The sequence below is a fragment of the Diplocloster modestus genome, assembly GCF_019042245.1.
GTDB lineage: Bacteria > Bacillota > Clostridia > Lachnospirales > Lachnospiraceae > Diplocloster > Diplocloster modestus.
Genome location: NZ_JAHQCX010000018.1, coordinates 23,177 through 38,116 on the forward strand (window position 1 = coordinate 23,177; position 14,940 = coordinate 38,116).

General features: G+C 43.4%; 18 protein-coding genes and 1 tRNA gene. 7 read left to right on the forward strand and 12 right to left on the reverse strand.

Going from position 1 to position 14,940, the window contains the following annotated elements:
• Nucleotides 1-213 precede the first annotated feature (213 nt).
• From KTH90_RS20080 to KTH90_RS20100, 5 genes are all read right to left on the reverse strand, one after another.
• Entirely contained in the window at nucleotides 214-414 is a 201-nt protein-coding gene (locus KTH90_RS20080) for a hypothetical protein (RefSeq protein ID WP_238727351.1), read from the reverse strand.
• A gap of 116 nt (nucleotides 415-530) precedes the next feature.
• Complete coding sequence (locus KTH90_RS20085) at nucleotides 531-836, reverse strand: DUF7768 domain-containing protein (protein WP_238727352.1); 306 nt, start codon at nucleotides 834-836, stop codon at nucleotides 531-533.
• Nucleotides 830-1,006 carry a hypothetical protein gene (locus tag KTH90_RS20090; protein WP_238727353.1) on the reverse strand — a complete coding sequence of 59 codons (177 nt, stop codon included), beginning with the start codon at nucleotides 1,004-1,006 and terminating at the stop codon, nucleotides 830-832. The genes KTH90_RS20085 and KTH90_RS20090 overlap by 7 nt, the downstream gene beginning before the upstream one ends.
• Nucleotides 1,007-1,036: 30 nt before the next feature.
• Complete coding sequence (locus KTH90_RS20095; protein WP_238727354.1) at nucleotides 1,037-1,387, reverse strand: helix-turn-helix domain-containing protein; 351 nt, start codon at nucleotides 1,385-1,387, stop codon at nucleotides 1,037-1,039.
• Between the two features lie 50 nt (nucleotides 1,388-1,437).
• A complete protein-coding gene (locus KTH90_RS20100) occupies nucleotides 1,438-1,587 on the reverse strand; it encodes a hypothetical protein (protein WP_238727355.1) in 150 nt (49 codons plus the stop codon).
• Nucleotides 1,588-1,717: 130 nt separating this feature from the next.
• On the opposite strand from KTH90_RS20100, the gene KTH90_RS20105 reads away from it, so the two are divergent.
• Nucleotides 1,718-2,098: a helix-turn-helix transcriptional regulator gene (locus KTH90_RS20105; protein WP_238727356.1), complete on the forward strand. Its 381-nt coding sequence runs from the start codon at nucleotides 1,718-1,720 to the stop codon at nucleotides 2,096-2,098.
• A 141-nt stretch (nucleotides 2,099-2,239) separates the two neighbouring features.
• The gene (locus KTH90_RS20110) at nucleotides 2,240-2,989 is read left to right on the forward strand and encodes a potassium channel family protein (protein WP_238727357.1); all 750 of its coding nucleotides are present in this window, start codon (nucleotides 2,240-2,242) and stop codon (nucleotides 2,987-2,989) included.
• Nucleotides 2,990-3,019: 30 nt separating this feature from the next.
• Here KTH90_RS20110 and xerA read toward each other — a convergent pair whose 3' ends face one another.
• Nucleotides 3,020-4,009 (reverse strand): site-specific tyrosine recombinase/integron integrase, encoded by a 990-nt coding sequence (gene xerA / locus KTH90_RS20115; protein WP_238727358.1) that lies wholly within the window; start codon nucleotides 4,007-4,009, stop codon nucleotides 3,020-3,022.
• Nucleotides 4,010-4,154: 145 nt separating this feature from the next.
• Here xerA and KTH90_RS20120 point away from each other — a divergent pair, with 145 nt between their 5' ends.
• Together KTH90_RS20120 and KTH90_RS20125 are read left to right on the forward strand one after the other, a co-directional pair.
• On the forward strand, nucleotides 4,155-4,412 hold the full coding sequence (locus KTH90_RS20120) for a helix-turn-helix domain-containing protein (RefSeq protein ID WP_238727359.1): 258 nt from the start codon (nucleotides 4,155-4,157) through the stop codon (nucleotides 4,410-4,412).
• 155 nt (nucleotides 4,413-4,567) lie between these two features.
• Nucleotides 4,568-4,630: transfer RNA gene (locus KTH90_RS20125), tRNA-Leu, on the forward strand.
• 548 nt (nucleotides 4,631-5,178) lie between these two features.
• On the opposite strand, the gene tadA is transcribed toward KTH90_RS20125, so the two are convergent.
• Nucleotides 5,179-5,721, reverse strand: coding sequence for a tRNA adenosine(34) deaminase TadA (gene tadA, locus KTH90_RS20130; protein ID WP_238727360.1), 543 nt, complete (start codon nucleotides 5,719-5,721; stop codon nucleotides 5,179-5,181).
• A gap of 118 nt (nucleotides 5,722-5,839) precedes the next feature.
• Here tadA and KTH90_RS20135 point away from each other — a divergent pair, with 118 nt between their 5' ends.
• Nucleotides 5,840-6,535: an anaerobic ribonucleoside-triphosphate reductase activating protein gene (locus tag KTH90_RS20135; RefSeq protein ID WP_158351275.1), complete on the forward strand. Its 696-nt coding sequence runs from the start codon at nucleotides 5,840-5,842 to the stop codon at nucleotides 6,533-6,535.
• On the opposite strand, the gene KTH90_RS20140 is transcribed toward KTH90_RS20135, so the two are convergent.
• Nucleotides 6,532-8,265 (reverse strand): DUF6128 domain-containing protein, encoded by a 1,734-nt coding sequence (locus KTH90_RS20140; RefSeq protein ID WP_238727361.1) that lies wholly within the window; start codon nucleotides 8,263-8,265, stop codon nucleotides 6,532-6,534. The two genes, KTH90_RS20135 and KTH90_RS20140, sit on opposite strands and share 4 nt — an antisense overlap.
• A gap of 310 nt (nucleotides 8,266-8,575) precedes the next feature.
• On the opposite strand from KTH90_RS20140, the gene KTH90_RS20145 reads away from it, so the two are divergent.
• Both KTH90_RS20145 and KTH90_RS20150 read left to right on the forward strand, forming a co-directional pair.
• Nucleotides 8,576-8,920, forward strand: a complete 345-nt coding sequence (locus tag KTH90_RS20145) for a PadR family transcriptional regulator (RefSeq protein WP_238727362.1) — start codon at nucleotides 8,576-8,578, stop codon at nucleotides 8,918-8,920.
• Entirely contained in the window at nucleotides 8,904-10,265 is a 1,362-nt protein-coding gene (locus KTH90_RS20150) for an FtsW/RodA/SpoVE family cell cycle protein (RefSeq protein WP_238727363.1), read from the forward strand. Before KTH90_RS20145 ends, KTH90_RS20150 begins: the two co-directional genes overlap by 17 nt.
• Here the strand turns inward: KTH90_RS20150 and rsmA are convergent.
• The 4 genes from rsmA to metG form a co-directional block, all read right to left on the reverse strand.
• Nucleotides 10,255-11,127, reverse strand: coding sequence for a 16S rRNA (adenine(1518)-N(6)/adenine(1519)-N(6))-dimethyltransferase RsmA (gene rsmA / locus KTH90_RS20155; RefSeq protein WP_158351279.1), 873 nt, complete (start codon nucleotides 11,125-11,127; stop codon nucleotides 10,255-10,257). The two genes, KTH90_RS20150 and rsmA, sit on opposite strands and share 11 nt — an antisense overlap.
• A gap of 119 nt (nucleotides 11,128-11,246) precedes the next feature.
• Nucleotides 11,247-12,026 carry a TatD family hydrolase gene (locus KTH90_RS20160; RefSeq protein ID WP_158351280.1) on the reverse strand — a complete coding sequence of 260 codons (780 nt, stop codon included), beginning with the start codon at nucleotides 12,024-12,026 and terminating at the stop codon, nucleotides 11,247-11,249.
• 3 nt (nucleotides 12,027-12,029) lie between these two features.
• Nucleotides 12,030-12,587: a 6-phospho-3-hexuloisomerase gene (gene hxlB, locus KTH90_RS20165; RefSeq protein WP_158351281.1), complete on the reverse strand. Its 558-nt coding sequence runs from the start codon at nucleotides 12,585-12,587 to the stop codon at nucleotides 12,030-12,032.
• A gap of 35 nt (nucleotides 12,588-12,622) precedes the next feature.
• Entirely contained in the window at nucleotides 12,623-14,587 is a 1,965-nt protein-coding gene (gene metG / locus KTH90_RS20170; protein ID WP_238727364.1) for a methionine--tRNA ligase, read from the reverse strand.
• Nucleotides 14,588-14,940: the final 353 nt, after the last annotated feature.

Genomic DNA, 14,940 nt, shown 5'->3' on the forward strand with positions numbered 1-14,940 from the left:
CGAACCTTTTATAAGCAATCCGCATCCTGTTTTAAATACCATTGACCAAAGCTTATTTTTTGTATATTCAAAGCCTCCATGCAAATTCTGCAATGGCTGTTTCCCCCAGCATCCACTCGGAAGCCGCACATAATCCGGATAATTATCCGACGTATAACCTTCCGCCAGCAGTTTTCGTGTCAAAAGATTGTATTCGTCCTCCATCATCCTACCTCATATCCCTTGACACGGGCGAATCCCGAAGAAGTCTTCCATGCGGCTACGCAGATCATCTACCTCCATGTCATACTCTTTTGCAATACATTTCTCGCATACGGGATTTTTATAGGCCAGCGTTTTCGATAACCGCTTATCCCAACTATTTAACTGCTGTCCACAGGCATTGCAATACTCATCCAACCATTTTAATTTCATGTTCTCCTTCCTTCGCTAAATATTGGTTTATAGGTTAATTGGTTCTTACACTTCTTCCATCATCTTCTTTACCCTTGCATATTTCGTACTTCATGCTCTCCCTCCTAAACCTTTCCTTAAGCTTTTTTGTATATTACTGGAATATCCAATTTTTCCGCCTCTTCTATCTCCTGCTGCATTCCCTCTGTTATCCTGCTGCCGTATACTCTGACTTCGTGACACCCTTTCAACAGTTCTAATCCGATTTTCAAGGCTTTTTCTCTTTGTTTGGGTATTTCATCATGAAGAATTGTTGAAAAAAACAGGTGCGGTGTGATCGGTACATGTCCCTCTTTAATAATCTGTTTTGTATACTTGCGGGCACGATTTAAATTTGTTTGCAAATCTCCTCGACATGGAGAGCATACATATATTTTCAGCATTTATCTCTTACCTCCTGGATCTCATCGTAAAAACATGTAAGTGTCATTCCGTCTTCAAAGCAGATCGTCACCATCCGGTTTTTAAGATCAAATGCTTCTGTTCTGGCTAACTGTCCTGTATAATCAGCGTGAAGATCAGCAATATATTGAACTTTATCCCCTGTTCTCATCGTTTCTCCTTTCCTGCTAACCATGAATATTTACGATCCAAATACCTTTTCTTTCATGGATATTGATCGTGCTTTTGACTTTTTTATTTCTTTCGGCACCGGTCGAAGGTATCCCAGGTTATCCAATAGTGATTCAGAATAAAATTGAACCATAGGAATTTTTATATCTCTTCCTACTTTTGTAAACTCCATTTCCCCCGATCTGCATTTTTTGTATACCGTGTTCGTATGTACTCCTAAGATTTCTGCAACCCTTTCAGGACTTTCATAACGATTTATGTTAGCCCCTACGTCCGTCATAGCTGATATTAACTTTCTATTCTCTTCCATGAGTGTACTTATTTTCTTTTCGAGATGCTCTACTCTTTGTTCTAGGTACATTAACTTCACCTTCTTAATTGACTTTTGATTTTAAAAGAGATACCAAACTCCTATGCCGATCTAAGATCTTCATTCTCTGTTACTTTCTGACTGATTAACAATACGTCAATTCCCGTCAGAATTGTTTTTAAGTTATCTTCATTGAGACTTTCAATCTTTTTGTAATATTCATTAATTGTTTTCTTTAAATCACTTTCCATTTTGAGCCTCCTTGTGTATAATTTTGTTTTCTATGTGTATATATTAATACACATTGTGTTTCTTGTCAATGTTTTTCTGTTGACATTGTGAACTTGTTGTAATATTATCAATTTATAGGAGGTATACTTAATGGAAAATAGATTAAAAGAAATTAGAATGTATTATGGATTGAATCAAGAACAGTTTGGGAAAAGAATAGGGCTAACAAGGTCTGCTATCTGCAATTATGAAAGTGGTTCCCGCCTTCTATCTGAACAGACTATTATCTCCGTTTGTAGAGAATTCAATGTCAACGAAGAATGGTTACGAAATGGTGAGGGTGAACCATATATTAATCCATTACCGGAAATTGAAATTGCCCAATATGCTGCTGAATTATGCGGAGACAATGGCAACAAATTAATTAAAAGTGTTTTATTATCTTATGGTCGTTTAAATTCGAAAAACCGCAAGGTGATAGATCAGTTTACAGATAATATTATAGAATTGCTTAAAGAAGCAAAAGAATAAGCACAAACATACAATTCCAAAGAAATAAGAACACTAGAAAAGAGTGGTATTCCCACTCTTTTTTATATTATTTTATATCCTTTTGTCTTCTCAAATGATAATATTGAATTAAAATATATTTGTTGATGAGAGGCACTAAATATGCATAAAAAAGTAATATATGAAATTTGCATTGGTATATTAGCTATTATATCTGTTATATTTGCATTATTAGATATAACTAAAGGACTTTCCAAATGGCAGATAATTATTGACTATATCATCTTAATAATTTTCATAAGTGATTATTTAATTCGTCTCATAACTGCCAGTAATAAAAAAGATTTTATTAAAAATAATATATTAGACCTTATAGCAATAATTCCTTTTAATTCCGCTTTTAGAATATTCAGAATATTTAAATTCACTAAACTTATTAAAATTGTAAAAATAACTAAACTTACTAAACTTGTCAGATTGTTTACATATAGTTTACGGTTTATAAATAAAATAAAAAATTTCTTAAATACAAATGGTTTTAAATACATGTTAATTTTAACTTCCGTATTAATAACAATCGGAGGCATAGCGATACATTATGTTGAAGACATGGATTTTTTTGATGGTATTTGGTGGTCTTTTGTTACTACCACAACCGTAGGCTATGGTGATATATCTCCATCTACTCCATTGGGGCGCTTGATAGCTATGGTTTTAATGCTGGTAGGTATTGGATTAATCGGTTCTCTTACAAGTACAATTACAAGTTATTTTTTTACAAGAAATAATCAAACACAAAGCGTAAAAGACGAACTGATAGCCAATATCAAACAACGCCTCGATAATGTAAATGATCTCTCCGACGAAGATATTGATGTTATATGTTCAATTTTAAAAACACTTAACAAATAACATGCTTATTCTAAATTTATCAAATGTACTTTAAATACATCTTTCGTGTGATGCTTTAACAGAATTTTGGTTTACAACACAATAAATCATGGTCGTTTCTATACTTTGATGGCCTAAGAGTATAGATACTTCTTGCACCGGCATCCCCCGATTCATGGCATCGGTTGCCATGGTCCTCCGGAAACGGTGCGGATGAACTTTTTCTATTCCTGCCTTTCTTCCCAAATTCCTTATAATACTTTCGATTCCACCTTTAGTAAGTCTTGTATAAGGACTTTTGCATGTCACAAAAAGAGCCGGATTTCCATCTGTCCTACTCAATAAATAAGACTTCAAGTGCAGACTTGCTTTCGCATTCAAGTATACCTTCCTCTGCTTTGATCCTTTACCCATTACTATGCAATCCTTAGATACAAAATTGATATCTGTCCGATTGAGTGCTACAAGCTCTGACACTCTTACTCCTGTACTATACATAAAATCTACTATCGCTAAATCTCTTTCTTTTTCGCAATTACATCTTATTTTTTCCAGCTGTTCATCACTCAAAGGTTCTTTAATCAACTTATCTATTTTCGTTTTTTTTAAACGCTTTGCCGGGTTATTACGGATATATTCTTCTTCTGTAAGCCATCCAAAAAAAGATGTGAATATCCTTCGCATATTATCTATAGTTATATTGTTCACATCATGATCTTTTTTATAGATTGCCAAATAATAACGAAGATCGTTTGTTGTAATTTCCTTTAACAATTTATTTACGTTGTCAATCATTCTGGTCAAAATATAATTATAATATTTCAGCGTGCTATCGGCTCGGCCTTCTACTCGTTTTGTAGCCAGGAACATATCCAATAATTGATAATTCCCGTCTGTTGATATTGTAAGATCAGTGCAAATCTCTTTTATTTCGTAGTCATGTAATTTTATGTATAGCGTATTCTGTAATTTTTCAAGTTGTTCTAATGACAGGTATTCGGTTGCCGATTGTAAAATTTCAATTACTAATCTTTCTTCCATATGTCCCTCCCCTTTTGAAACAATGGTATCTTAATTCATAATTTATATCCGGCAATTGATTTTTTATATCGATATTTGATATTTTCTATCAGAATCCGATACATATTAACAACGCATGATATTATCGGTTTAGGGGTGGTTTTAGATGATCCGAATAATGCTCTCAAGGAAGTTAGGTGAATTACGTTTGACACAAGCTGATCTTTCTCGAAAAACAGGTATTCGTGCAAACACGATCAATGAATTGTATCATGAAATGACAGACCGAGTAAGCTTAGAACAATTAGATTTGATCTGTGAGGCATTAGGCTGCTCCCTGGATGAGCTTGTCGATTGGACTCCTAACCCCGTACCTCTAATTAGCAAAACCCGTACCGGTAACTCAAAAAAAGACATTGTTTAGGCAATGTCTTTTTTGATCATATGGTCGTGGCAATAATTTTTTCTAAGTTTTTTTCTAAGTTTTCTTTGTTTTTAGGTGTTAATATGGGATAGAATTCTTTTAAATTAGGTCTTGAAATATCCGTAAAAGTATTGTAGAATATAGAACGTGGCAATGAGGCAGGTAGTGACAAATGCGTTCGGGACGCAGAGGTCGCAGGTTCAAATCCTGTCGCTTCGATTATCGAAAAGTTAGTATTTTTGCGGATTCGTTATTATATAACGTAATCCGCATTTGTTTTTCTAGGAATATTTCGAAGTATCTGGTTATTTAAAGGATACTAGTTTTTAAATACTTTTGTCTGCATTTTACTATACATCTATTTACATAGTTTAAAGGACGTTAATATATGTAGTGTATACTGTATCACTATATACTCGATATTAATAAACTAATTTCTATATAGCTTAATATTTATTCTTATTAAATTTCTTCATACTTTCTAATTATATGTTTTTAATTGTACATCCATAATAGGGCACACCATAAATCATAATCACATTCGATTGCACTGAGGCTATAGAATGTATTTGCAGGCCGGGTAAAGGTCAATTTTCACCATTATATAAGTATGGTAATTTCATCTTCTGATAAGCATTCTGAAAGCTGACATGCGATAGTGGAGAGAAAGAGAAGGTTTGAACAATTCATAGTTAATGTCACTTTGTTTTTTTTATGGTATGCAGAAAGATCGTAAATGTGAAAGATATCAATATTAACTTTTAAATTAATAACAGTTCGATAGATTTGATTCGTCCTGTTTGTCTTGTTCCTTTTCTGTTTTCTCTTTTCTCTGCTTCTTTTCCAGCTTTACCCGTTTCCTCAGTTCCTTGAAAAAATTTTTTAATAATTCGCTGCACTCTTCTTCCAGTACCCCGTAGGTGATTTCTACCTGATGATTAAATTCTTTCATCTGTAAAATATTCAGGATCGATCCCGCACATCCGGCTTTGGGATTCATACAGCCGATCACAGCCCGATCCATACGGGATTGTACTATGGCTCCGGAACACATCTGGCACGGTTCCAGTGTAATATATATGGTACAGCCTTCCAGCCGCCAGTCTCCTGTTTTTTTGCTGGCCTTCCTGATTGCGGTTATTTCGGCATGATTCAGCGTATTTTTATCGGTGTTTCTCCGGTTATAGCCTCTTCCGATTATTTTCCCGCCGCAGACAATCACGCAGCCAATAGGGACTTCACCCAGGGCATAGGCTTTTTTTGCCTGGCGCAGCGCCTCTTTCATATATTTCTCATCCATCGTTAGCATTTTCTTGTTCCCGTTTCCTATTTTCTTTATTCTGTGTTATGATGGTAAATAGCTTTATTTTTATATTGTATGTATTAGAATATTATTTATTTTAATCTTAACACAGGCAGGTGCTGGTATGCAAATACATGGACTCAATAAGACTACTTTACTGGATTATCCCGGCCACGTGGCCGCTACTCTTTTCCTGGGAAGCTGTAATTTCCGTTGTCCCTTCTGCCATAACGCCGGTCTGGTACTGAATCCGGCTTCGGAACCGGTTATACCGCTGATCGATGTCTTCCGTTTTCTGAAGAAACGCCGGGGTATTCTGGATGGAGTCTGTATCACTGGGGGCGAGCCGACTCTCCAGGAAGAACTTCCCGATCTGATCCATACCATTCGGGATCTGGGATACAAGATTAAGCTGGATACAAACGGCTCCAGGCCAGAGGTTCTGCGAAATCTGCTGGATGAACATCTGCTGGATTGTGTCGCTATGGATATTAAGTCCTCCCGTGAAAATTATGCAATGGTTTCCGGGATATCGGGTCTTAATATGAAAAAAATCGAAGAATCTGTTCAGTTATTGAAAGATTCTCCGATTTCTTATGAATTCCGTACCACGGTAGTGGATGAACTGCATAGCGACGGGGATATGTATTCCATCCGCGACTGGTTAGAAGGTTCCCCCGCTTATTATCTGCAGCCTTATAAGGATTCTGACTCCGTGATTCAGGAAGGATTTCACGCACCTTCACGGGAAACACTGCAAAGATGGCGTGATATCTGTGCCGAAAAGATCGGTACTGTACAAATCCGGGGGCTGGACTAATCGGTCAGTCTCACCCGTTTGTACCAGAATCCAAATTGCCCTATTTTGGATTCTATTTTTTTAGCAGGTTTAAAATTCGGGAAGCCAAACATCACCGCCATCATTTTCTCTCTGTTATCGTAGATTCCCGGAATCCCCAGCACATAGAAAGTCTCCCCGCCTTTCTTCATTTTGCCCAGTAAAAGGTATCGGTAATAGTAATATCCGTGCAGCAGAAAACTGTTGTTACCCAGAATCCACTCCTCTTTGGGAAGCTGTACCAGATCTTTTGGCTCTATACGAATGCACTCTATCGTTTCTTTGTCTTCAAAAGGCACAATTCCGGGGAAAGTATTCTTCAGGTTTTCCCATTTCTGCGAGGGTTGAACATAGCGGCCGGATATATCACAGCCAGGGCCGGCAGTACCCGTATCGGCCGCCGGAGTCTCGCCGGCCGATGGGAAGGGCTCTGCCGCGGCTGTGGAGCTTTGAGAAGTTCCCATATTTACATTAGGCCTCTCGTCGATCGCTGCAGTTGGACCGCCATCAGGATATGCGGCGGCCGCCTCATTCGGCAATTCTCTGAGCACTTCTCTTTGTTCAATCGGAATATATGGTTCTTCCCTTCCGGAGATCGTATCGTCTGCGTTCCAATTCGATAGGTCCGTCTCAGGCACAGGGATATTGTTCAGCGTCTGATCCGGCATTGGCTCATTAGCCTCTGGCTCTTCCGGCATTGGCCTATTAGCCTCCGGCTCTTCCGGTATTGTCCCATTTACCCTCGGTTCATCCGGTATAATCTCTATAGGCAGCGCAGGGACCGGATTGTTCCGCATCTGACCCCCATTTACACGGTGTTCCGGGGCTTTCCACGGTTGCTGTTCATCCTCCTGATCCCAGGGCGCTGTCGGTCCCATCTCTTCATCACGGTCATCCGTGGGTGGATACCATTGTCCCGCTACATCTATCTCTGTATTGGCAGAAACGGCTTCCTGGCCAGCTGCAGAGCTTTGATCAAAATTCATTCCGTACTCTGCATAATCCCCCGCCAGATCTGTTTCATATTTTTGCTCCTCTTCCGCATAGATATTTTCTTCATATTCTTCCATCTCATAAGCATCCGGATCCTCTGTTTTTACATCGCTTTGAACCGCTTCCGGAGAATGTTTGGCACCAGTCAGGCCTTGGGTTTGCTCTTCCATCAGCAGCGCTTCCTCCGAGAATAATTCTCCGTTATGCTCAAACTCCGCCGTCGCCAATATGTCCATCTCATCGTCCGGAGGCAGGTCCGCCTGGGCGGCCTTTAACAAAATATTGGAATCTTCCCGTTGATCAGCCGCTTCCCTGCTTTTCCACTCACTATATAAATAGAACTGCGCCGGCTGGATCGCCTGATCATCCCATTCCGTCGCGTAATTTTTCGCGCCGTCCGACCAGATGTATAGCCCTCCGATATCATCCAGGCTGATTCCGGTATTCATCAAATTTTCTGCATCCGTTATCGACTTAAAGTCTCCAACACCGTTTACAATCCTGAATTCTCCTAATAAAATTCCGTAGATTCCACTGCTTCCTCTGACAAACGCAAACGCTTTTAACGGGGATTGCGTACCGGTATAAATTCCTCTCAGATGTATTCCGATTCTGCATTCTCCGTTCCGGGCCTCTATCTTGGCAAAACCCACATTATTTCCCTTCTGCTCTTTTTCATAGGCATATATGTATGCAACCAGCCGCTTATAATCAGACAAATCGGTCTCTCCTTTTTGTACTTAGTTTCTATAACTATTCTATTCAGGAATGCGGAAATTCATGACAATTAATTCCTTTTTGCAGCACATAAAATGTTACTATTCACGGCCAATGTCAGTTAGTTAAGCTCATAGATTGAATACCCTATGAGCTTAACTAACTGACATTGGCTGTGAATAGTAACCATCAAATGCAAAATTTTGGATTTATGGAATAAAATTGCTTGACATATATAGATCATCGATATATATTTTATGTAGATCATCGATACATAATTCATCTATAACGCTTAAAATGGAGGTGCCTCTGATGAACATCGACAAATCCCTGCTGGCCGGTAGTACCGGTATGCTGATTCTGAAACTGCTGGAAGAAAAAGACATGTATGGCTATGAAATGATTGAGGAACTGCGCAGGCGCTCGGACCATACCTTTGATTTCAAGGCTGGAACTCTTTATCCATTGTTACATTCCCTGGAAGACAAATGTCTGTTGTCCTCCTATGAAAACACTCAGGCTCCCAAAAAACGAAAATATTATACTATTACTAAGAAAGGACTCCGCTATCTTTCAGACAAGAAAGCGGAGTGGAAACTTTATACTTCGGCGGTCAATCAGATCCTGGGAGGTGTCAGCTATGGAATCCTTTCATAAAATCGATGCGTATGTAGCCACGGTCCAGGATCAGATCCGCTGCCGCAAGATCCGTTCCTATGTTACCGAAGAAATCCGGGTTCATCTGGAGGAAGAGCGCAGTTTTCTGCTGGAAGCCGGCATTTCCGATCCGGAAGCCACGGATACCGCCATCAAAGAGATGGGAGATCCGGTAGACATCGGAGTAAAATTAGACCGTATTCACCGCCCGCGTATGGACTGGTTTTTATATTTTGGCGTGGTCGCGCTCTGCCTGGTCGGTTTCCTGATCCAGTTCATCATCCGCTCGGATGGTACCGGTTCACAGTTTTCACCCCTTTCCCGTCATTTCATCGGAATATTGATCGGAATAGCGGCCATGACACTGATCTGCCGCCTGGATTTTACTCTGCTGTCCAAGCACCCCTATATTATCTGGACCGTTTATTGGATAGGCTTATTTATCTATTCGGATTTTGCGCCTAAGTATAACGGACGTTCTATCACACTCTTGCCTTATATGCTGCTGTTCATACCTCTGTTCGCAGGGCTTGTATACAGTACACGGGGCAGCGGCTATGGAGGACTGCTGAAGAATTTACTGTTTTTACTGCTTCCAGGCATCCTCTTCCTCCTCATACCAAGTGCCTCTGCTTTTATGCTGGTCCTCGGCGGCTGCCTGATTCTGATGAGCATCGCCATCTGTAAAAACTGGTTTCGCGTAAAGCGTGGCTGGGCCCTCCTGTGTACCTGGGGTATCAGTGTGATCCCGCCACTGATTCTGCTGTTGTATAACAACGGAGGCTATCGTTTCAGACGTCTTCAAGTATTGCTGCACCCATCGGCATACGCTGACAATGAGGGTTACATGATTATGAAGCTCCGTGGCCTGATCGGCCAGGCTAGCATGATCGGCGGTCTGCGCAACAGCGAAATAACGAAAAACCTCCCGGAAATCAGTACCGACTATTTGCTTTCCTATGTGATCATCCACTTTGGGTGGGTACCTGCGGTTGTTCTGATCGCCTTGCTGGCCGCTTTCCTGATCTATCTGTTCCGTCTGAGCGCACGCCAGACGAATGCATTGGGCTATCTGGTGTCGATGGCATGCAGCTGTACTTTAACCTTTGAAATCCTGCTGTATTTAACCGTCAATCTGGGCATTTTCCATATGGCCCCGCTTGCGCTGCCATTTTTCTCCTATGGCGGACGATGGATGGTTTTAAACTTGTGTATCGTAGGGCTGATGCTGTCGGTTCACCGGACCCGTACGATACTGCCCGCCGGCCGGCTGCACCAGGCATCCATGAACCATCGGTTTCTTACCTTTGAAAACGGTAAAATGACCATCGATTTTAATCGATAGTCATTTCTGCCAGAATATTTGATAACTGCGCAAATTGCTGCAGCGTCAGGGCTTCTCCCCGTACCGCGGGCGGGAAGCCCGCTTTTTCGATTGCCGATTCGATCTGTTCCTTAGAGTAACTAAGCTCCTGTGAATTTTTCAGCCCATTTGCCAGGGTTTTCCTCCTCTGGTTAAACGAAGCCCGGATCATGCGGAACAAAAGCTTCTCATCCGTCGCTTCCACCGGAGACTTCTCATGCTTCGTCAGCCGGATTACCGCGGAACCCACATTAGGTCTGGGCATAAAGCAGTTCGGAGGAACATTGGCCGCGATATAGGGCTTCGCATAATACTGTACGGCCAGCGACAGGGCACCGTAGTCCTTTGATCCCGGCCCTGCCTGCATTCGATCCGCCACCTCTTTTTGCACCATAATCGTCAGGCTGTACAGCGGAACGTGGCTCTCGAAAATACCCATGATAATCGGGGTCGTAATGTAATAGGGCAGATTCGCCACCACCTTGATGGGCTTCCCCGCATTCTCCTTTTGGACCACCTCCGGCAGATCCAGCTTCAGGACGTCTTCATTTACCACTGTCACATTATCATAACCGGCGAGCGTGTCCTCGAGAATCGGAATCAGATTCCGGTCGATCTCCACAGCCATAACCTCCCGGGCATTCTCCGCCAGGTACTGGGTCATGGTTCCGATACCCGGACCGATCTCCAGCACGAAGTCCTCCTTCGTGATATCCGCAGCCCGGATGATCTTCTCCAGTACATGGGTATCGATCAGAAAGTTCTGACCGAACTTCTTTTGGAACACAAACTTATATTTATTCAGAATTTCAATGGTATTCCTGGGATTTCCTAATGTGGCCATAAAGCCTCCTTCACTTCTATACCAAAGGCCAAAGGGGACATGTCCAAATCGGTTTGGGACATGTCCATTTCAGTCTGGACATGTCCCAAACTGATTTGGACATGTCCCCTTTGGTACTTTTAATTCCGGAAGAATAATTTTCGGGCATTCCGGTTTGTGATCTCTACGACCTGTTCGTAAGAGATTCCTTTCAGCTCTGCGATCTGCCGGGCTATGTACGGCAGATTCAGGGAGGAATTCCTCTTCCCCCGGTTTGGCACCGGGGTAAGGTACGGGCTGTCAGTCTCCAGCAGGATCTTGTCCATAGGCAGGAATTCCACAGCCTCTTTTAATTTTTTAGCGTTGTTAAACGTAACCACTCCGCCAACCCCGATATAGAATCCTAACTTCAGGTATTCTTCCGCCATCTCTTTGGAGTAGGAGAAGCAGTGAACCACTCCGCCGATCTCTTCCGCATGCATTTCCTTCATGATCGTCAGCGTGTCCTTTGCTGCATCCCTGCTGTGAATGACCACCGGAAGCTTCACCTCCCGGGCCAGATCCAGCTGGCGGCAGAACCACTTCCGCTGCACTGGGCGCTCAGGCTCATCCCAGTAGTAGTCCAGGCCGATCTCTCCTACCGCTACGATTTTCGGTCTTTCGCACTGCAATTTCAGCCAGCCGATCTTCTGTTCGTCCAATTCCGCAGTATCACTGGGATGAACCCCGACTGCGCCGTACAGAAACGGGTATTTTTCCGTCAATTCCACCGTCTTTTTGGAAGAATCTATATTCGCTCCTATATTGATAATGTATTCGATTCCCTGCTGCTGCATTTTCCCCAGCAGTTCCTCCCGGTCTTCGTCAAACGCCTCGTCATCATAATGGGCGTGGCTCTCAAATATCTTCGTCATCTCCATATGTCACTCCAGATTGGCATGCCGCTTAAACATGGTGTCCGAATCAAGGCCCAGTGCTTCCATCACCTCCATGCTGATGGCGTCCAGACAAATCAAAAATGACTGCTCATACAGGTTGGCCATGGGTTGGAATGATGTAAATCTGCTGGCCTTATCTGACTTCGGTGTGGGTGCGGGTATCTGAAGCACATGGTCCGCCGCCTGGGCCAGACTGGAGTCCGCGAAGCTGGTAATCGTAATTACACTAAGCCCCAGCCGTTTCGCTTTGGCCACATAGGCCTTCAGACTCTCCGTCTCACCGGAACCGCTTCCGACGATCAGAAGATCTCCCGTCTGGGCCCCCGGCGTTGCGGTATCGCCTACCACGTAGGCATTCAGCCCTGCATGCATCATTCTCATGGCAAAGGTACGGATCAGATTGCCGGAACGTCCGACACCAGCGAAATAGATATGGGGCGCCTTCACAATGTACTCTACCATCCGGGCCACCTGCTCTTCGCTGACTTCACTCAGAGTCATCTTCAGCTCCTCTAATATACGTTCAAATTTTGGTTGTATCATGAATACTTTCCTTTCTGCTTTTGGAGAACCGATTATCAGCAGATCTCTGCTCCGGAGGGCATAGGTTTTTCGGGGGTTACCAGAGCCAGATTTCCGTCCGCGTCTTTTGCACACAGGAGCATTCCTTCTGAGAGTACTCCCGCCAGCTTGGCCGGTTTAAGGTTTACGAGGACCATTACCTTTTTGCCTACCATTTCTTCTGGTTTATAGTGGGCTTTGATTCCGGATACGATCTGTTTTACCTGGCCCCCGATGCGTACCTGGGAACATAATAATTTTTTGGACTTGGGCACCTCCTCGCAGGCTATGATCTCGCCTACCTGGAACTGCATTTTCATAAAATCGTCATAGGTGATCTCCTCTTTCGGCTCAATGTCGATACCGGGTTCTTCTGGCTTTTCTTCCTGAGGGGCCGCGTTTGCCTCCTGCATGGCTTCTACTTTTTCCATTACCTCTTTTAAGTCCAGGCGGGCGAAGAGAATCTCAGGTTTTTCGATGACTTTGGTTCCGGAAGGGTAGGTTCCAAATGTGTCCAGGACGTCGAAGTTTCTGACCGGCGCATTCAGCTGGGACAGGATCTTGCCGGAAGTGGCGGGCATGAAGGGTTCTAACAGGGCTGCTCCGATACAGATGCCTTCCACCAGATTGTACAGCACGGTGGCAAGCCGGTCTTTTTTGGCCTCATCCTTTGCCAGTATCCAGGGCTCGGTTTCATCGATGTATTTATTGCAGCGTTTGAATATAGCGAAGATCTCACTGATCGCGTCAGCCACACGCAGACCGTCCATCTTATCAGCCACTTTCTTGGGGGCTTCCAAAATGACGGATTTTAATTCATCATCTACCGGCTCGGAAGCTCCGGCATTGTTTACGATTCCTTCGAAATATTTGTTGGACATGGAGATCGTCCGGTTGACCAGGTTGCCCAGCGTGTTGGCCAGATCGGAATTCAGGCGCTCTACCATCAGTTCCCAGGAGATTACACCGTCATTTTCAAAGGGCATCTCGTGGAGGACGAAGTAGCGGACTGCGTCCACACCGAAGAAATCCGACAGGTCGTCCGCGTACAGGACATTTCCTTTGGATTTACTCATTTTGCCGTCGCCTTGCAGCAGCCAGGGATGACCGAATATCTGCTTCGGCAGCGGCAGGTCCAACGCCATCAGGAATATAGGCCAGTAGATGGTATGGAAACGGATAATGTCTTTGCCGATCAGATGCAGGTCTGCAGGCCAGTCTTTTTTGAACTGCCCGGTACAGCTGCCGTCGCAGTCATAGCCGATTCCGGTGATATAGTTGGTCAGCGCATCCAGCCATACATAGATCACATGCTTCGGATCGAAATCCACGGGGATCCCCCATTGGAAGGAGGTCCTCGATACGCACAGGTCCTGCAGTCCGGGCAGCAGGAAGTTGTTCATCATTTCATTTTTTCTGGATACCGGCTGGATGAATTCGGGATGCTCATTAATGTGCTGGATCAGCCGGTCGGCGTATTTGCTCATACGGAAGAAATAGGCCTCTTCTTTGGCCGGCTGCACAGGCCTGCCGCAGTCGGGGCATTTGCCGTCTACCAATTGGGACTCGGTGAAAAATGCCTCGCAGGGAGTGCAGTAAAGTCCCTCATAATGACCCTTATAGATGTCTCCCTGATCATATAATTTTTTAAAAATCTTCTGCACCTGTTTTTCATGTTCCGCATCCGTGGTACGGATAAATTTATCATAGGAGGTATTCATCAGGTCCCAGATCCGTCGGATTTCCCCTGCCACGCCGTCCACAAATTCCTTCGGCGTTATGCCAGCCTCCTCAGCTTTTAGCTCTATTTTCTGACCGTGCTCATCGGTCCCTGTCTGGAAAAATACGTCGTAGCCCTGCTGTCTTTTGAAGCGGGCGATACTGTCCGCCAGGATTATCTCGTACGTATTGCCGATATGCGGCTTCCCTGATGTGTACGTGATTGCTGTGGTAATATAATATTTTTCTCTTGAATTACCCAATGTACTTCCTCCTATCGTTTTTGCTTTCATACTTAGAAAACGCGGCATAGAAGCGTTTTTTATTTCATAGGAGCACTATCCTTTGAAATAAAAAAGCCTGCCTTCTCTTTCAAGAAGACAGGCCGTCTGCCCGTGTTACCACTTCCGTTCACCTGCTTCTCACGAAACCAGGCCTCTGTGAGTATAAAAATGTACCCATTCCCATACTTCCCGCTATAACAGGCGGACCTGTCGCAGCCTCACAGATTAACCTGCTCGGTGCGCTGCTCAGAAGCCATCTTCAACCAGGTCCCGAACATCCCTCTCAGCTCATGGGAATTCTCTGTAATTCAGGCGCACAGGCTTACTCTCTT